Raw genomic sequence first — 17,158 nt, 5'->3', positions numbered from 1 at the left:
CGATGACCGACAAGGTTCACCAGATCCACTCCCTGTCAGGCGACGCGCCGTGGCAGGGAGGGCTGCCGCCCGCGGGGTCCGACGAGCATCCCTTCACGATCCGTGCGCTCGACCGGGTGCTCGCGATCCAGCGGCCGGTCGTCCTCGCGCACCTGCGCAGCATCCGTCTGCGGCATCCGGACTCCTCTCCCGCCGACATCGTCCGCATCCTCGAGCGGCGCTATCTGGCTGCGGTGACCACCGGCGGCGCCGCGGTCGGCGCGACCGCGGTCGTCCCCGGGATCGGCACGGGCGTGACGCTGGCGCTCAGCGGCGTCGAGACTGTCGCGTTCCTCGAGGCCACCACGCTGTTCGCGCAGTCGGTGGCCGAGGTGCACGGCATCCCGGTGTCGGATCCCGATCGGGCGCGGGCGCTGGTGCTGACGCTCATGCTCGGCAAAGAGGGTGTCGACCTCGTCGCGCAGCTCGCCGGGCAGGCCGCCGGGCGCGGTCCGTCCCGTTCGGGCTACTGGGGCGAGCTGATCACCAAGTCGCTCCCCCGCGCCGCCGTCGGGCCGCTCGTCGACCGGCTCAAGACGACGTTCATCCGTCAGTTCGCCGCGCGGGGCGGCGCCTCGTGGATCGGCAAAGCGCTGCCGTTCGGCATCGGCGCGGCCATCGGCGGCGCCGGCAACAACATCCTCGGGCGACGGGTGCTCACGGGCTCGAGGCGCGCGTTCGGGGTGCCTCCACACCTGCTGCCTGCCGAACTCGAACCGCGCCCCGGCGCCGACCGGATCGAGCGGCTCGCCGGACGCGGCATCCGTCGCGCCGGCGAGGCGGTCGTCGGCGGCGTCACGCGCGGAGCCTCCGGGCCCGCCGCATCACCGCCCGCGTGATCCGGCGCTCGCCGGAAGCGATCGAAGCGTCCGTTCCGACCGAGGACGGACCCTCCACCCCGCCGGCGGGGTGACAATGGCGGTATGGGTCTGTTCAGCAAGCTTCCCGAAGAGCCCGTCGAGTGGGCGGGTCTGCCGTCAGAGCCCGCCCGCACCGAGACGCAGGCCGAACGGCTGACGGATGCCGCATCCGTCGATCTCGGCGGCCTCGGCCTCGGCGACCTCGCCGTCGGCGGCGGAGGAGCCGTCGAATCCATCGTCATCCCGGTGGCGCCGGTCATCGAGATCGCGGAGTACCAGGAATCGGGCGAGGACGAGTAGCGGGCGAATTCCGTCACGTTCTGCAAGCGCTTGCAGCGTGTCCTCGACACGCGCACGACGACGGGCATACGCTCACAGGTATGGACAGCACGTTGGCGTGCCTCGCGGCATGGATGCCGCGGCAGCGCTGGTACGCCGCGAAGGGGCGCCCGCCCAGCCTGCGCCTGCTCTCATGGTGGGATCTGAGCGCGGAATCCGGCGGTGCCGACGACGCGGCCACCGGCGCACGCATCCGCACATTCCTCGTGGCGGATGAGGGCGCTCTGCCGGCCGTGCTGTACCAGATCCCGGTCGTCGAGCGCGCGACGGAGAACGTCGACGCCGACCCCGACCACGTCATCGGCAGTCCGGTGCCGGGAACGACCTTCATCGACGGCCCGTTCGACTCCGCGTACGCCCAGGCTCTGCTGCGCCTCATCACGGTCGGGGGCACCGCACACGGACCGCAGACCACGGCGATCGGGCGGGTCGCAGGCTCGGGCGGAGCTCCGTCTGGGGCGACGTCGCGGGTGATCAGCGGAGAGCAGTCGAACACGTCGCTCATCTTCGAAGGCGACGGCGCCCCGGTGATCTGCAAGGTCTACCGGCAGCTGCACGAGGGCCTCAACCCCGACATCGAGCTGCAGGAAGCGCTGGCCGGGGCCGGATCGCCCCATGTGCCGCGCCCGGTCGGCTCGATCGAAGGGACGTGGCCGGACCTCACCACCGCGCACGGCACCGTGCGCGGGTCCCTCGCCTCCGCGCAGGAGTTCCTGCCGGGCGTCGAGGACGCATGGCGCGTCGCGCTGCAGGCAGCAGCGAAGGGTGACGACTTCCGCGACGCGGCGCGCGCGCTCGGCACCGCGACCGCCGAGGTGCATGTCGCCCTCGCGGAGTGCTTCCCGACCCGCACGGCGACAGCGGCCGACCGCGAGGCGACGGCGGCCACGTGGGAGCGGAGGTTCGCGATCGCGATCGCGGAGGTCCCCGAGATCGCCGGTCAGCGGGATGCCGCCGCGGCGGTGTACCGTCGCGCGCTCGAGGTGCCGTGGCCGCCGCTGCAGCGCATCCATGGCGACTTCCACCTCGGGCAGGTGCTGCACTCCCCCGATCGCGGCTGGATCATGGTCGACTTCGAGGGCGAGCCGCTGCGCCCGATGGCCGAGCGAACGCAACCCGATCTCGCGCTGCGCGACGTAGCCGGCATGCTCCGCTCGTTCGACTACGTCGCGGGTTCGCTGCGCCTGGACGACCCGGATCGCTCCGCCGACGCGGTGCGCGCGTGGGCGCGTGACGCCCGCAGGGCGTTCGTGGACGGATACGCCGCGTCGGCGGGCGGGCTCGACCCCCGGCATCCGCTCCTCGCCGCGCTCGAGCTCGACAAAGCGGTGTACGAGGCGATCTACGAGGCCCGCAACCGGCCGACGTGGGTCGCGATCCCGCTGCGTGCGATCGCGCGGCTCGTCGAGCGTCCTGCCCCGGTGGCCTGACGCCGTCGGCCGAGCGTCGCGGGCTCAGCCCTCGTCGTCGAGGTCCGCTTCGTCCTCGGGCTCGTCGTCCTCGGCATCGGCGACCGACCGCGCATACCAGGAGTCCCAGTCCTCCATGAGGCGCTGCACGGCCCCGTGGAATCGCGCCGTCGCCGAGCCCGGTGCGGTGTCGCCGAAGTAGTGCGTCACCCATTCCTCCAGGCGTGCGACGGCGTCGGGGTCGGAGAGCACGCGCTCGGTCTGGGCGACGATGTCGCGAGCCGCGGCCGCGTCGAGCCACTCGCAGGCAGACAGGTACCCGTGCGTGTCGATCGCGGCGGCGGGGTCGGCCGGCCGTGTGATCATGAGCGGCTTGTCGGCCGCGAGCCGGTCGTAGACCATCGCCGAGATGTCGACGATCGCGACGTCCGCGGCGGCCAGCTGCCAGCCGAGCTCGGGCCCGTCGTCGAAGACGTGCTGGGCGGAGGGATCCGAGGCGTTCGCGGCGTTCAGGGCCGCGATGATGCGCTTGTTCGCGGCACCGTACTCATGGTTCACGACCCCCGAGCGGGGGTGGGGGCGGTAGATCACGCGATGGCGACCGGTGGCCAGGAGTGCGGTCACGAGCGCCTCGCCGTGCGTGGCGATCGAGCCGTAGTGGGCGGAGGGGCGGTCCCCCTCCCACGTTGGCGCGTAGAGCACCACCGTGCGCGCGTCGGGCGTGTAGGGCAGTGTGCCCGAGTAGTGGTCGGCCTGCGGGCGCCCGATCTCGATCGTGCGGCGCTCGATGTCGTAGTCCCACAGCACCCGCGAGAGCCGCTCGCGCGCGGCGTCGCCCGCGATCATCGCGTAGTCGTACGCCTTGTACTGGTTCGTGGTCATGTACATCTTGTCGGACTCGCCGTGGTTGATGAACACGTGCCAGCGACGGCCGTAGCGGAACATCTGGAAGTTGCGTGTGTTCTGGTTGACGTACAGCACGACGCGGATGTCCTGCTTGGCGATGAAGCGCTCGAGATCGCGCACGGTGGGAACGAATGCCACCGGAAGCGCCCCGTCGGCCAGCAGCGCCTCGGCGCCCGTGGCGGCGCGGCTGAGCACGACGACCGGCCAGGTCTTCGCGAGGTCCGCGAGCGGCTTGTACCACTGCCGCATCTGGTACATGTTGACCGCGCCGTCGGCGAAGTAGACGGCCACGCGGTACTGGAACGGCGGGTGCGGCGGCCGGCCCGAGAGGGTGCGCCGCACATCGATCACGGCCGAACGATTGCGCACCGCCTTGCGGACGAGCGCGACCGCCTTCTTTCCATCCGAGACCAGACCCACGCTTCCAGCCTACCCAGGGCTCTCATGACATGATCGACGCGTGCATGTCGAGCAACACGGGCGCAGGGACGCTCCAGTCCCTCCCCCCGGCTCCGGCGTGAGCTTCGTGATGCCCGTGCTCAACGAGCGCGACTACCTTCGCCGTGCGGTCGAGACGGTGCTCGGACAGGACGTCCCCGGCCCGACCGAGCTGGTCCTGGCTCTCGGCCCCTCGACGGACGGCACGAACGCGCTGGCGGCGGAACTCGCCGCCGGCGACGACCGCATCGTGCTCGTCGAGAACCCGGGCGCCGACATCCCGATCGGCCTCAACCTGGCGATCCGCGCCGCGCGGCACCCCACCGTGGTGCGCGTGGACGCGCACTCCGAGCTGGATCCGACGTATGCGCGACGGGCGCTCGCGACCCTCGACCGCGTGCGCGCCGCGAACGTCGGCGGCGTGATGCGCGCCGACGGCCGCACACCCTTCCAGCGTGCCGTCGCGCGCGCCTATAACTCCCCCATCGGCCTCGGCGGCGGCGCCTACCACGGCGGCACGCAGGAGGGCGAGGCGGAGTCCGCCTACCTCGGCGTCATGCGCCGCGACGTGCTCGAAGAGGTCGGGCTGTTCGACGAGAGCATCCGGCGCGGCGAGGACTGGGAGCTGAATCTGCGCATCCGTCGCGCCGGCTACCGCGTCTGGTTCGATCCCGCACTGGCCGTGACCTACTGGCCGCGCGAGAGCTGGACGCGCCTGGTCCGTCAGTTCTCGGCGACGGGCAGGTGGCGAGGGGAGCTCGTCCGCCGCTTCGGGCGCGGCAACTCGCTGCGGTTCTTCGCGCCGCCGGCGCTCGTGCTGACGATCCTGCTCGGGATCATCGTCGGCGTGCTCCAGCTCACCGGTCTGCTGCAGGGCTGGTGGTCGGTGGCGGCATCCGTCGTCTACCTCCCGGTGCTCGCGTACGCCGCCCTCATCGCCGTGGTCGCTCTCGGCCGGGGCGGCGGGCACGGCTGGCGCGACAAGCTGTGGACCGCGGCCGTGCTTCCCTCCATGCACCTCGCGTGGGGCTGGGGCTTCCTCCTCGGCGTGATCGGCGGCGCGCACGACACCGTCGACACGTCCCGCCTCGGAAGCCGCAACACGCCGCTGCCGTGACACCCGGCGGACGGCCGGTCGTCAGGCGTCGATGAAGCCCTGGTCCAGGATGCGTGCCACGACCCGCTCGGCGGCGTGGCCGTCGTCGCGGGCGTTGAACTTGTCGCGCCACTGCGCGTAGCGCGATGCGTACTTCTCGGTGTCGTCTGCGGCGAGCGCGGCCACCAATTCATCCTGCGTGCGCACCATCGGGCCCGGTGCGTGCGCGGCCAGGTCGAAGTAGAACCCGCGCAGCTCGCCTCGGTAGTGCTCCATGTCGGGCACGAGGAAGTACATCGGCTTCCCGGTCACCGAGTAGTCGAACATCACGGACGAGTAGTCGGTGATGAGCGCATCGGCGACGAGCAGCAGCAGTGAGGTGTCGGGGAAGCCGGTGACGTCGATCACCCGGGGGCCTTCCGCGTCACGCCCGGGCAGCAGCGTGCGCGAGTGCCCGCGCACGAGCACGACAGCATCGGTGGCGGCGGCGAGCGAGACCGGATCGATGAAGTCCACGATCTGGTCGCGGTCGTCACGCCACGTCGGCGCGTACAGCAGGACCCGCTCGCCGGGACGGATGCCGAGGGCCTCGCGCGTCGCCGTGCCGTCACCCGTGGTCAGCACATCGTTGCGCGGATACCCCTCGACCCAGACCGGGCGCGTGAGGAACGCGTACGCCTTGCCGAGGATGCGCGCGGCATAGGGATTCTGCGCCAGCAGGATGTTCCAGCGGCGGGACTCGCGGACGACCGCCGCCGTCCGGCGCGGGTCGAACCCGGGCCGGTGCAGCGCGAGGCGCTTGAGCGGCGTGCCGTGCCAGGTCTGCAGCACCACCTGGCCCTTGCGTCGGGCGAACCGGCGTCGCAGCCAGTCGTTGACCACGAGCAGTCGCGCGGCCCCGCGGGCGCGCCACCATTCGGGGCTGCCCTCGACCACGGGGATCGCGCCGTCCGGCACGGCGACCGACAGGTCGACGACGCTCCAGTAGCGGGTCACGTCCGGCGCGCGGCGCGCGACCTCCCGGTCGATCGCGAGAGGGTTGCAGCTCGCGTTGCGACCGTAGAAGCTCTCGAAGAACACCGCGTTCTCGAACCCGGTGGCGGGCCGGGTCGCGTAGCGGCGTTCGAGGGCGTCCTGCCCCTCACCCGAGTCGTACGCGGGGTCGATCGGGGGCCCGACCCGCAGGGTCCACCCCTCGAGGCTCGCTCTGAGCGTTCCGAGCTGCGTGAGCGGGAGCACGTCGGGGGGACGGATGCCTCGGCCCCCGGCTGGGCCCCCGCCGCCGGAGGCTCCGCTCGACGCGCCAGCGGCGAGTGGAGGGGCAGCGGGGACCGCGATGCGCACCTCGTACGAGCCGGCAGGCAGTGGCAGTTCCGGGCCGCCCCAGCGCGCGGCGCGCAGCGGGAGCGTCGCCGTCCACGTCTTGCCACGGCCGGTGAGGCGCGCGGTGACGCGGGCGCGGGCGCCCACGATCTCGACGGAATCGGGCCGCTCCCCTTCGCCCGAGAGAACGAGAGCCGGGCTCCCCTCCGTCGTGAAGCGCGCGTCGGTCATCCGGTTCCTTCCCTCGGGCCGTCGTGGACCGTTCCGGCCAGAATCGCACGGTACACCCTCTCGGCGTTGCGCCCGTCGCGGAAGGCGTGCACCCGCGCGTCCAGCGCGACCGCCCGTTCGACGCGGCGCGCGCGCTCGGCATCGTCGCCGAGCACCGCGTCCAGCTGGGTCGCCGCCTGCGTCCAGTCGATCGCCCAGTCGTCCCCCGCCACGTCGTTGTAGGTGCCGTAGAAGCCGCGTCTGCGCGCATACTCGTCGACGTCCGGCGCGAGGAACAGCGTGGGAAGCGGGACGAGCGAGGCGTCGAATGCGAGCGACGAGTAGTCGGTGACGAGGGCGTCGAGGCCGGGGAGCAAGGGGGTCACGTCTGCGACCAGGTCGCTGCCGAGCGACTGCACGCGGTCCGTCGGGAACGGCGGGGCGTAGTCGCCCGCACCGAGCGGGTGCGACCGGACGAGGAGCGTCGCGTCATGGCGCCTCAGCACGTCGACGATCTGCGACCACTCCTCTGTGGTCGGCACCGCGGGGTCGATCGCTCCGTCGCGCCAGGTGGGCGCATAGAGCACGAAGCGGCTCGAGGGCTCCACGCGGGCGGCCGCGCGCCCGATCGCGGCGCGGGCCTGCACGCGCCGGTCCTCGGCGGTGCCGCGGGAGAGCACGTCGACGCGAGGTTCGCCGGTCACCGGCACGCTCTCGTCGGGCAGAGCGAAGGCGGATTCGAGACGGCCGCGGACGAGGTGCGAAGCCGCCGGAATCACGCGGATGCGGCGCGCGGCGCCGCGGTACATCGATCTCAGGAGCCCGCGCACCGTTCCGGCGGCGGGTGTGGCGGCGACGACGCCCGGCACCCGCAGCGTCTCGGGCGAATCGACCCCGATCCGCTTGAGCGGGATGCCGTGCCACAGCTGCACGACGAAAGCGCCCGACACGGCGTAGCGGTTGACGTCCCCGAATCCATGGGTGACGACGACCACCCGGGCGCGTGCGGTGCGCCACAGCCCGCGCAGGGAGCGCTTGGGAACCGTGCGGATGCCGCGGGCCGCAGCATCCGTCGCCTCCTTCGCCGACCCGACCAGCCACACCGGACGGCGTCCGTCGGCGGCCGCCACCTCCCAGAGCGCCAGTGCACCGTCGCCGATTCCGACCGCACAGCCGATGACCCACTCGTCGCGGGAGCGGGGCACGAGGAGGGTGAGGAGGCGTCCGGCGGCGTAGAGCGGGATCGTCGCGAGCTTTCGGGCGTTCCCCGCGCCGAACGAGAAGGACGCCATCCCGCGAGCCTACCTGCTCGCGGAATGGCGTCCCTGGGAGGTGTGGACTACTGCTGGAGCGACCCCAGCGTGACCTGGACGGTCTGCGTCTTGCCGTTGCGGACGTAGGTCACCTCGGCGTCGCTGCCGGCCGCGGCGGCGCGCACCTGCGCCGTGAGGTCGGTGGCGTCGGTGACGGGCACCCCGTTGAATGCGGTGACGATGTCGCCCTTCTGCAGGCCGGCGGCGGCGGCCGCACCGCCGTCGGTGACGGCGTCGATGTAGGCGCCGGTGATGGTCGAGCCCTCGACGGATGCCGCGGCCTTCACGTTCGCGCCGAGCAGACCGTGGGTCGCCTCGCCGTTGTCGATGATCTCGCCGGTGATGCGCTTGACGATGTCGGACGGGATCGAGAAGCCGACACCGATCGAGCCGGAGCCGTCGGAGGACGAGCCGCCCGCGGTCGCGATCGCCACGTTGATGCCGATCAGCTTGCCGTCGGAGTCGACCAGCGCGCCGCCGGAGTTGCCGGGGTTGATGGCGGCGTCGGTCTGGATGACCGAGATCGAGATGCTCTCGGTGGCCGTCGACTGCTGGTCGCCCTGACCGAAGTCGAAGCGGAACGGGCCTTCCTGGCTGTTCTGGTCCTGCTGGTCCTGGCTGTCGCCGCCCGAGTCGGGCGCCGCCGACGACGCGATCGAGATCGAGCGGTTGAGCGCGCTCACGATGCCTTCGGTCACCGAGTTCGCGAGACCCAGCGGCGCGCCCACTGCGACGGTCGTGTCACCGACGTTGAGCTTGCTCGAGTCTGCGATCTCGATCGGGGTGAGGTCCTCGGCGTCCTTGAGCTTGATGACGGCGAGGTCGTAGGTCGGGTCGGTGCCGACGACCTCGGCGTCGTAGACGCGGCCGTCGGAGGTGGTCACGCGGATGGTCGCGTCACCGGTCGCACCGTCGAGTGTCACGACGTGCGTGTTCGTGACGACGTACCCGTCCTTCGTGAGCACGACGCCCGAGCCGGTGCCGGCCGCAGACGAGCCTGTCGCCTCGATCGTGACGACGCTCGGCACGACCTTCGCGGCGATCGCGGTGGTCTGGTTGACGGAGTCGGTGTCGTTGACCGTGACCGTCGACGGTCCCGCGGCGGGCGATGCGCTCACCGGGGCGAACCAGGTGACGCCGGCGTACGCACCGCCGAGGCCCGCAGCTCCGCCGACGATGGCGGCGGCGACGATCAGGCCGACGACCTTGCCCGCGCCAGACGACTTCTTGGGCGCCTTGGTCGCGGTCGGCACGGCGCCGGTCGAGCCGGCGATCGGCAGCGTCGGCTGGGCGTCCGCAGCGGCCACGCCGAACCCGGCACCGGGGGCGCCAGGCGCCGGCTGGCCCGCGTAGGAGTGGGGGTATGGCGCGGGCTGGCCGGCGTAACCCTGCGGACGGGCGTACGCGTACGCCCCTGCCGGGTAGCCGGCGGGCGGCACGGGCTGGGTCGGTGCGGTCGGCTGCACGTGGGCCGCGGGCTGCGCGGCGGGTGCGCTCGGCGGAACCGGGGGCAGCGCTGCGGCTGACGCGGCCGGAGTCACGGGCGGTGCGGGCTGCACGGGCGCGGCGGGCTGCGCGGGCTCGACGGCTTCCGGCGCGGCCGCGGCGGGGGCCGGGGTCTCGGGCTGGGCGGGCGTCTGCGCGGCGGCCTCCGCGGCCGACTGCGAGGGGACGGCGGGGGTCTGGTCTTCCGGGCGGTCGCCCTGGATGTCGCTCATGGTTGCTCCTTCTGCCAAGCACTCACCACTGTGCCCACCGATGCTGTGCGTTTCTTATGTCGCGAATGGGACTCGCCTATGCAACGGGGATGAGCCCGCCCGGTATTACGGTGAAGCGATGCGACAGATCCCCGGAGCATGGCGCCGCACCGCCGCGGGCGCCGGACTCGTCGGTTCCGACGGGTCGATCCACCCCACCATCTTCGCCGAGATGTCCGCCCTTGCGGCGCGTACCGGCGCGATCAATCTCGGGCAGGGCTTCCCCGACGAGGACGGCCCGGCCGAGGTGCTCGAGGCAGCCCGGTCGGCGATCGCGAACGGCGTCAACCAGTACCCGCCGGGTCGCGGCATCCCGGATCTCCTCTCTGCCGTCGCCGAGCATCAGGAGCGGTTCTACGGACTGCGCCTGGATCCCGCGCGCGAGGTGCTCGTGACGGCGGGCGCGACCGAAGCGCTCGCCGCGGCGCTTCTCGCCCTCATCGACGGTCCCGACGACGAGGTCGTGGTGTTCGAGCCGTACTACGACTCGTACGCGGCGGTGGTCGCTCTCGCCGGCGCGCGGCTCGTGACGGTGCCGCTGCGGTGGCCCGACTTCCAGCCCGACCTCGACGAGCTGCGTGCGGCGGTGAGCGACCGGACGCGCGTCATCCTCGTGAACGATCCTCACAATCCCACCGGGGCCGTCTTCGGCGCCGATGTGCGCGACGAGGTCGTGCGCCTCGCCGAGCGCCACGGCGCCGTGATCGTGACCGACGAGGTATACGAGCACCTCGTCTTCGACGAGCCGCACGTGCCGATCGCGACCCTCCCGGGCGCCGCGGAGCGCACGCTGACGATCTCGTCGGGCGGCAAGACGTTCTCGACGACCGGCTGGAAGATCGGCTGGATCTCGGGTCCTGCGCCGCTCATCGACGCCGTGCTCGCGGTCAAGCAGTTCCTCACGTACGTCAACGGCAGCCCGTTCCAGCCCGCGATGGCCACCGGACTCCGGTTGGGCGATGAGTTCTTCCGGGGCATCGCCGGCACGCTGCGCGCGAAGCGCGACCTGCTCGGCGCAGGCTTGCGCGCCGCCGGGTTCGACGTGTCGATGCCCGCCGGCTCGTATTTCACCGTCGTGGACGCCGCGCCGCTCGGAGCGACGGACGCTGCGACCTTCTGCCGCGCCCTCCCCGAGCGCGCCGGGGTCGTGGCGATCCCCCTCACCGCCTTCGCGACGCCGGACCGGCGTGAAGAGTACGCCACGCTCGTGCGCTTCGCCGCCTGCAAACGCGTCGAGGTGCTCGAGGACGCGGCATCCCGCCTCGCCCGCCTCGCGTGAGCCGCGGCCTCAGCGCGGGCCGACGCCGAAGCGGCGGAGCGTCAGCGCGGGGTTGACACGTCGCACGCGCTCGATCGCGCCGACGTCGAGATGGGCGACCGCGACGTCGGTCGACGTGCCGACGGCCGCGAGCTCCACGCCCTGGGGGTCGACGACGAGCGAGTTGCCCACGCCGAGGGGCGGCGGATGGTCCGCAGCGGCGACGAACACCGTGTTCTCGATCGCCCGGGCATGCAGCAGGGTGCGCCAGTGGTGCTCCTTGAGCGGACCGCGCACCCATTCCGCCGGCACCAGGAACACGTCCGCCCCGGCGTCGACGAGCAGCCGCCCGACTTCGGGGAACCGGAGATCGTAGCAGGTCATGAGACCGAACCGGAGTCCGCCGAGCTCGAACGTCTGCGCTTCACCGGGCTCACCGGGTTCGACCCAGTCCGATTCCCGCTGGCCGAACGCGTCGTACAGGTGGAGCTTCCGGTAGTGAGCGATCAGGCCCGTCGCATCGACCGCGACCGCGGTGTTGCGCACGCGGGCGCCGTCACTGGCGCGCTCGAGCAGCCCGGCGACCATCGTCAGGTCGTGCTGCGCCGCGAGGCGCGTGAGCGCCTGCACGAACGGGCCGTCCAGCTCCTGGGCATTGGCGGCCAGCGACTCGTCGAACGGGTCGACGAAGTAGCTCGAGTATTCGGGGAACACGACGACGCGGGCTCCGCGATCGGATGCCGTGGCCACGAGCTGCGCGATGGACTCGAGGTTCACCGCGGTCTCGGCCGTCGGCGCGAACTGCGCCACCGCGATGGGGAGCGTCTCGGTCATCGTCGTACTCCGTTCGTCCGGCGTCGCGCACGGAGGATCGCGGGCACGACCAGCCACATCGCGCAGACCAGCAGCCCGAGCGGGATGAGAGCCCACCAGAACGCCGACCCGCCCAGCACGACGTCGAAGACGAACGCCACGACACCCACGAGGAGCACGGCGACGGTTCCGAGCGCGGTGACCAGCGCATAGTGGCCGTAGTGCACGACCTCGGCCTTGGCCCGTTGCTGGAACAGCGCCCGGTGCAGGGCCACCGGCGCGAGCGCGATGATCGAGCTGAGCGCGGAGAGGACCACGAGCCCGAGATAGAAGGACTTCTGGGAATCGGTGAGATCGCCGAAGGCCGGCTGGAACGCCAGCGCGAGGAGGAAGCCCGTGAGGATCTGCGTGCCCGTCTGCAGGACGCGCACCTCCTGCAGGACCTCGCTCCAGTTGCGGTCGGCGCGCTCCTCCGGCGTCTCGTCGCGGCCGTCGACGCGGTCGTCCCGAGGGTCGGTGTCGCGCTCTGTGGACATGGGTTCATCCTCGCCCGCCGTCGGCGATCGGGGCAAGCGGACCGCCCCTGTGTCACGAGCACCCCAAACCCCGTGCTAGGCTATTCCTTGTGCCGCGGGGTGGAGCAGCTCGGTAGCTCGCTGGGCTCATAACCCAGAGGTCGCAGGTTCAAATCCTGTCCCCGCAACAGAAAACGAAGGAAGGGCGTCCCGTCAAGGGGCGCCCTTCCTTCGTTTGTGCGCTGCAGCACCGTCGTACAGGCCGACCTCATCGTGCGGCTGTCAGTCGTCCGGGTCCATCGCGCCGCAGAGATCGTCGAGGAACCGCGCGATCACCCCGAGTTCCGCCTCGTCGTAGTCCAGCGCGACGGTTCGCATCGCCCGCAGGCGGTCGCCGAAGACGCGGAAGAACGCATTGCGCGCGTCCTCCGTGAGCACCACCACGCGTCCTCGCCCGTCGCTGGGATGCGGGCGGCGCTGGACATGCCCGGAATCCACGAGCCGATCGAGCAGCTTCGTGGTCGATGCGGTCGAGATGCGCAGGTGGCGGGCGATGTCGCGCGGGCTGACAGAGCGCCCTTGTCGCTCGCGGATGATGAGCAGCCGGAGGGCGGCGACATCCGAGGCGTTCATGTCCATGTCGCCCTTCATGCCGCTGTGCATGCGCTCCATGGCGTCGCTGACGGCGCGGATGGACGTGAGCACACGCATCACCGCGTGCTCATGTTCCGTCTGTGGCAGCCATCGCTCGGACATCGTGGACGTTCCTTCCGACCCGTTGTAGCATCGCACAAGAGGTATTGCTAGTTTAGCTAGCAATCTGAGAGGAATGATGCGATGCCCGACACCGACCACGTCGTCCTGCTCGACGACGACGGCCGCGCCATCGGCACGGCCCCGAAATCCAGCGTCCACGGTCCCGATACCGCCCTGCATCTCGCATTCTCCTGCCACGTGCTCAACAGCGAGGGCCAGGTGCTCATCACCCGCCGGGCGCTCACGAAGCGCACGTGGCCCGGTGTCTGGACCAACTCGTTCTGCGGGCATCCGCGCCCTGCCGAGCCGGTGCTCGCGGCGGTCCGTCGCCACGCGGACTTCGAACTCGGGCTCACGCTGACCGCCCTCACCGTCGCTCTCCCGCTGTTCCGGTACCGCGCCACCGATGCCAACGGCATCGTCGAGCACGAGGTGTGCCCGGTCTATACCGCCTATACCGACGACGAGCCCGTGCTCAACCCGCTCGAAGTGGTCGACGCGCAGTGGGTCGAACCCGAGGCGCTCGCCGTCTCGCTCGAGGCGACCCCGTGGGCGTTCAGCCCGTGGCTGGTGCTCCAGGCTCAGCAGCTCCACCTGTTCGAGACGCCGACGCGCGAGAGACGCGCGTCATGATCCCCGCGGCAGCCGACCCCAACCTGCGGATCGCGATCGACGGGGCGCTCGCGCGCATCCGCGAGCGCGCGTCGGAGCTGGGCCCCGCGTTCGGCGCCCTGGGCGACGCGATCACCCGTGCGGCGCAGGGCGGGAAGCGTCTGCGTCCCGCCCTCGTCACGGCGTCCTTCGACGCGTTCCGCACCGGCGACGCCGACATGTCCGCCGTGCTCTCGGTCGCGGCCGCCTTCGAACTGCTGCACACGGCGTTCGTCGTGCACGACGACGTGATCGACCACGACACGATGCGGCGCGGCGTGCCCAACATCGGCGGCGAGTTCCGGCAGCGGGCAGAGGACGACGGCGCCGACCCCGACGGGGCGGCGCTGGTGGGCGACGCCGCCGCCATCCTGGCCGGCGACATCCTGCTCCACGAGGCCTTCCGCCTGGTCGCGATGGCCCCCACCGACGACGCGACGCGGGACCGGCTCCTGACCCTGCTCGACGACGCCGTCCTGATCTCGGCGGCCGGCGAACTCGCCGACGTCGAGAACAGCGTCGCGGCGCGGCATCCGTCCCGCCTCTCGACGCTCGATACGGCGTTCAACAAGACCGCGGTGTACACGTTCCGCGCGCCGCTCCAGGCGGGCGCGCTCCTCGGGGGCGCCGACGGCGACGCTCTGCGCGTGCTCGGCGAGGCAGGCGGGCGCCTCGGGCTCGCCTTCCAGCTCGTCGACGACCTCATCGGCGCATTCGGGACCACGGCGCAGACGGGGCGCGACACCGGGCCCGATCTCCGCGAGAACAAGCGCACCCCGCTCGTCGCGCTGGCCCGTGAGTCGGGCGCCGCGCCGCGAGTCGACGAGGCGCTCGCCCTCGCGCGCACCGGCCCCGTCGCCGTGCGCGACGCGCAGGTCGTGCTGGAGGAGACCGGGGCGCGGCAGCGCCTGGTGCGACTCATCGAGGAGACGCTGTCCGCCGTGCGGGCGGCGTCGCACGATCCCGCGCTCCCCGATCGGGCCGGCGCACTCCTGCGCACGCTCGCCGACGGCATCGAAGGACGGATCCCATGAGCACCGTGCGCACCGCGACCCCCACGGGACTCGCCCTCTACGATCAGGCCGCGGCGGATGCTGCGGCGACCGTGATCGCGCGGTACTCGACGTCTTTCGGGCTCGCGTGCCGGCTGCTCGGGCCGCGACCGCGACCGCATGTGCGCAACGTCTACGCGCTGGTGCGCATCGCGGACGAGATCGTCGACGGCCCGGCCGAAGAGGCCGGGCTGCCTCCGGAGGTCGCCGGCGAGATCCTCGACCAGCTCGAACGCGAGACGCTCGCGGCGATCGCGCGCGGCTTCAGCTCCAACCTCGTGGTCCACGCGTTCGCCGGGACGGCGCGGGAATGCGGCATCGGCGAGGATCTCGTGCGTCCCTTCTTCGCCTCCATGCGCACCGACCTCGGCACGCGCAGCCACGACGCGGCCTCCCACGACGCCTACGTGTACGGCTCGGCAGAGGTCGTCGGGTTGATGTGCCTGCAGGTGTTCGTCAACGCCGGGGCGCAAGATCCGGTCGCACCCTCTCCCGAGCTCGTCGACGGCGCCCGGCGCCTCGGCGCCGCCTTCCAGGACGTCAACTTCCTGCGCGACCTCCACCACGACGAGGCCGTGCTCGGACGCGACTACCTCGGCCTGTCCTCGGCCGACGGGGAGCGCGCCGCGGTGCTCGATCGCATCGACCGCGACCTGGCCGTCGCAGCGAGCGCCATCCCGGCGCTTCCCGCCGACTGCCGCCGCGCGGTGACCGCCGCGCACGACCTCTTCGCCGAGCTCGCCGTGCGCCTGCGCGCGTGCGACGGATCCGAGGAGCGGGTGCGCGTGCCCGACGCCGTGAAGGCGCGCCTCGCGGCTCGCGCGCTCTTGGGCTTCGCTCCACGGGAGGTGCGCGCATGACGCTCGTCGACGGACAGCGCCGCGCGGTCGTCATCGGCGGCGGCGTCGGCGGACTCGCTGCGGCGGCGCTGCTGGCGTCCGAAGGCTGGGACACGACCGTGTTCGAGGCGCGCGACGAACTCGGCGGGCGCGCCGGGTCGTGGGAGCGCGACGGGTTCCGGTTCGACACGGGCCCCAGCTGGTACCTCATGCCCGAGGTGTTCGACCACTTCTTCCGGCTGCTCGGCACGACGGCGGAGCGCGAACTCGACCTCGTGCCGCTGGATCCGGCGTACCGGGTGTACTCGGATCCGTCGACGGGCCTCTCCCCGCTCGACGTGCGCTCCGGCCGCGCCGAGGCCACCGCGCTCTTCGAAAGCGTCGAGCCCGGCGCGGGCGCCCGCCTCGACGCGTACCTTGACTCCGCCGCCGACGCCTACGAGCTCGCGGTCTCGCGGTTCCTCTACGACACCTATGAGACGACCGCGGGCCTTCGAGACCCGGCACTGCTGAAACGGATGCCGCGGCTCGCGCCCCTCCTGACGCGCAGCCTCGCCCGCCATGTCGAGCGTCGGTTCACCGATCCGCGACTGCGTCAGATCCTCGAGTACCCCGCCGTCTTCCTCGGAGGATCGCCCTACGGCGTGCCAAGTCTGTACCACCTCATGAGCCACCTCGACCTGGGCGATCGCGTGCTCTACCCGCGCGGCGGGTTCACCGAGCTCGTGGGCGCGATCGCGCGCCTGGCCGAGGCATCCGGAGTCGCGATCGAGACCGGCGCGCGGGTCACCGCGATCACCACGGAGGCCGGCGTCGCGACCGGCGTCGAACTCGCCGGCGGACACCGCGTGCCGGCCGACCTCGTGGTGTCGGGCGCCGACCTGCACCACACCGAGACCCGGCTGCTCCCCCGCGCCGAGCAGACGTATCCCGAGGAGTGGTGGCGCTCGCGCACGCCGAGCCCCGGCGCGCTGCTGGTGATGCTCGGCGTCGAGGGCCGGCTCCCGGAGCTCGCCCACCACACGCTGCTGTTCGCCCGGGAGTGGCGCGCGAACTTCACCGACATCTTCGGCGCCCGCCCGCGCATCCCCGCCCCCGCCTCGCTCTACATCTGCCGTCCCAGCGCCACGGACCCCAGCGTGGCGCCGCCGGAGCACGAGAATCTCTTCGTGCTCGTCCCCGTGCCCGCAGACCCCCAGCTGGGGCACGGGGGCATCGACGGCGGAGGCGACGCGGCGATCGAGGCGGCGGCCGACGTGGTGATCGCGCAGATCGCCGAGTGGTGCGGCATCTCCGACCTGGCGGAGCGCATCGTGGTGCGCCGTACGGTCGCCCCCGGCGACTTCGCCGACGACTTCGGCGCCTGGCGCGGCAACGCGCTGGGCCTCGCGCACACGCTGGGTCAGAGCGCGGTCTTCCGGCCCCGGAACGCGTCGCGCGAGGTCGAGGGCCTGGCGTACGTCGGCGCCTCCACCCTGCCGGGCATCGGCCTGCCGATGTGCCTCATCTCGGCCGAGCTCGTCGTCAAGCGTCTGCGAGGGGATCGCTCCCCCGGTCCCCTCGCAGAGCCGGCGAGGGTGTGAC

At 72.1% G+C, this 17,158-nt stretch carries 16 protein-coding genes and 1 tRNA gene; 10 read left to right on the top strand and 7 right to left on the bottom strand.

Annotated features, from left to right (window positions below; translation table 11 throughout):
* Positions 1-2 precede the first annotated feature (2 nt).
* The 3 genes from ACFVSU_RS00250 to ACFVSU_RS00240 all read left to right on the top strand — a co-directional run bounded on the left by ACFVSU_RS00250 (position 3) and on the right by ACFVSU_RS00240 (position 2,668).
* Positions 3-878, top strand: a complete 876-nt coding sequence (locus ACFVSU_RS00250) for a hypothetical protein (RefSeq protein WP_387136590.1) — start codon at positions 3-5, stop codon at positions 876-878.
* 84 nt (positions 879-962) lie between these two features.
* Entirely contained in the window at positions 963-1,199 is a 237-nt protein-coding gene (locus ACFVSU_RS00245) for a hypothetical protein (protein WP_387136588.1), read from the top strand.
* A gap of 80 nt (positions 1,200-1,279) precedes the next feature.
* Positions 1,280-2,668: a phosphotransferase gene (locus ACFVSU_RS00240; protein WP_387136586.1), complete on the top strand. Its 1,389-nt coding sequence runs from the start codon at positions 1,280-1,282 to the stop codon at positions 2,666-2,668.
* A gap of 24 nt (positions 2,669-2,692) precedes the next feature.
* On the opposite strand, the gene ACFVSU_RS00235 is transcribed toward ACFVSU_RS00240, so the two are convergent.
* Positions 2,693-3,973, bottom strand: coding sequence for a CDP-glycerol glycerophosphotransferase family protein (locus ACFVSU_RS00235; protein WP_387136584.1), 1,281 nt, complete (start codon positions 3,971-3,973; stop codon positions 2,693-2,695).
* Between the two features lie 97 nt (positions 3,974-4,070).
* Between ACFVSU_RS00235 and ACFVSU_RS00230 the strand changes: the two genes are divergently transcribed.
* Positions 4,071-5,108 (top strand): glycosyltransferase family 2 protein, encoded by a 1,038-nt coding sequence (locus ACFVSU_RS00230; protein ID WP_387136582.1) that lies wholly within the window; start codon positions 4,071-4,073, stop codon positions 5,106-5,108.
* 21 nt (positions 5,109-5,129) lie between these two features.
* Here the strand turns inward: ACFVSU_RS00230 and ACFVSU_RS00225 are convergent, their stop codons facing one another.
* Genes ACFVSU_RS00225 through ACFVSU_RS00215 form a run of 3 tightly spaced genes read right to left on the bottom strand, consistent with a single transcriptional unit; the run spans position 5,130 to position 9,651 of the window.
* Positions 5,130-6,641 (bottom strand): CDP-glycerol glycerophosphotransferase family protein, encoded by a 1,512-nt coding sequence (locus ACFVSU_RS00225; protein WP_387136579.1) that lies wholly within the window; start codon positions 6,639-6,641, stop codon positions 5,130-5,132.
* Positions 6,638-7,912, bottom strand: a complete 1,275-nt coding sequence (locus ACFVSU_RS00220; RefSeq protein WP_387136577.1) for a CDP-glycerol glycerophosphotransferase family protein — start codon at positions 7,910-7,912, stop codon at positions 6,638-6,640. The genes ACFVSU_RS00225 and ACFVSU_RS00220 overlap by 4 nt, the downstream gene beginning before the upstream one ends.
* A gap of 47 nt (positions 7,913-7,959) precedes the next feature.
* Positions 7,960-9,651: a trypsin-like peptidase domain-containing protein gene (locus ACFVSU_RS00215; RefSeq protein WP_387136575.1), complete on the bottom strand. Its 1,692-nt coding sequence runs from the start codon at positions 9,649-9,651 to the stop codon at positions 7,960-7,962.
* A 118-nt stretch (positions 9,652-9,769) separates the two neighbouring features.
* Between ACFVSU_RS00215 and ACFVSU_RS00210 the strand changes: the two genes are divergently transcribed.
* Positions 9,770-10,969 (top strand): aminotransferase class I/II-fold pyridoxal phosphate-dependent enzyme, encoded by a 1,200-nt coding sequence (locus ACFVSU_RS00210; RefSeq protein WP_387136573.1) that lies wholly within the window; start codon positions 9,770-9,772, stop codon positions 10,967-10,969.
* A 9-nt stretch (positions 10,970-10,978) separates the two neighbouring features.
* On the opposite strand, the gene ACFVSU_RS00205 is transcribed toward ACFVSU_RS00210, so the two are convergent.
* Together ACFVSU_RS00205 and ACFVSU_RS00200 are read right to left on the bottom strand one after the other, a co-directional pair.
* Positions 10,979-11,782, bottom strand: coding sequence for a carbon-nitrogen hydrolase family protein (locus ACFVSU_RS00205; protein ID WP_387136571.1), 804 nt, complete (start codon positions 11,780-11,782; stop codon positions 10,979-10,981).
* Positions 11,779-12,297 carry a DUF6328 family protein gene (locus ACFVSU_RS00200; RefSeq protein WP_387136569.1) on the bottom strand — a complete coding sequence of 173 codons (519 nt, stop codon included), beginning with the start codon at positions 12,295-12,297 and terminating at the stop codon, positions 11,779-11,781. The genes ACFVSU_RS00205 and ACFVSU_RS00200 overlap by 4 nt, the downstream gene beginning before the upstream one ends.
* A gap of 93 nt (positions 12,298-12,390) precedes the next feature.
* Here ACFVSU_RS00200 and ACFVSU_RS00195 point away from each other — a divergent pair.
* Positions 12,391-12,464, top strand: a tRNA-Met gene (locus tag ACFVSU_RS00195).
* Between the two features lie 94 nt (positions 12,465-12,558).
* Here ACFVSU_RS00195 and ACFVSU_RS00190 read toward each other — a convergent pair.
* Positions 12,559-13,032, bottom strand: coding sequence for a MarR family winged helix-turn-helix transcriptional regulator (locus ACFVSU_RS00190; RefSeq protein WP_387136566.1), 474 nt, complete (start codon positions 13,030-13,032; stop codon positions 12,559-12,561).
* 81 nt (positions 13,033-13,113) lie between these two features.
* Here ACFVSU_RS00190 and idi point away from each other — a divergent pair, with 81 nt between their 5' ends.
* The 4 genes from idi to crtI are packed head-to-tail and all read left to right on the top strand — an operon-like array spanning position 13,114 to position 17,157.
* Entirely contained in the window at positions 13,114-13,665 is a 552-nt protein-coding gene (idi, locus tag ACFVSU_RS00185; RefSeq protein ID WP_387136564.1) for an isopentenyl-diphosphate Delta-isomerase, read from the top strand.
* On the top strand, positions 13,662-14,717 hold the full coding sequence (locus ACFVSU_RS00180) for a polyprenyl synthetase family protein (RefSeq protein ID WP_387136562.1): 1,056 nt from the start codon (positions 13,662-13,664) through the stop codon (positions 14,715-14,717). Before idi ends, ACFVSU_RS00180 begins: the two co-directional genes overlap by 4 nt.
* Complete coding sequence (locus ACFVSU_RS00175) at positions 14,714-15,595, top strand: phytoene/squalene synthase family protein (protein ID WP_387136560.1); 882 nt, start codon at positions 14,714-14,716, stop codon at positions 15,593-15,595. Before ACFVSU_RS00180 ends, ACFVSU_RS00175 begins: the two co-directional genes overlap by 4 nt.
* Positions 15,592-17,157: a phytoene desaturase family protein gene (gene crtI, locus ACFVSU_RS00170; protein WP_387136558.1), complete on the top strand. Its 1,566-nt coding sequence runs from the start codon at positions 15,592-15,594 to the stop codon at positions 17,155-17,157. Before ACFVSU_RS00175 ends, crtI begins: the two co-directional genes overlap by 4 nt.
* The last annotated feature ends 1 nt before the right edge of the window (position 17,158 follow it).

It is taken from the genome of Microbacterium sp. NPDC058062 (assembly GCF_042885375.1).
Lineage (GTDB): Bacteria > Actinomycetota > Actinomycetes > Actinomycetales > Microbacteriaceae > Microbacterium > Microbacterium trichothecenolyticum_C.
This window is presented reverse-complemented; position numbering and strand designations above follow the sequence as displayed.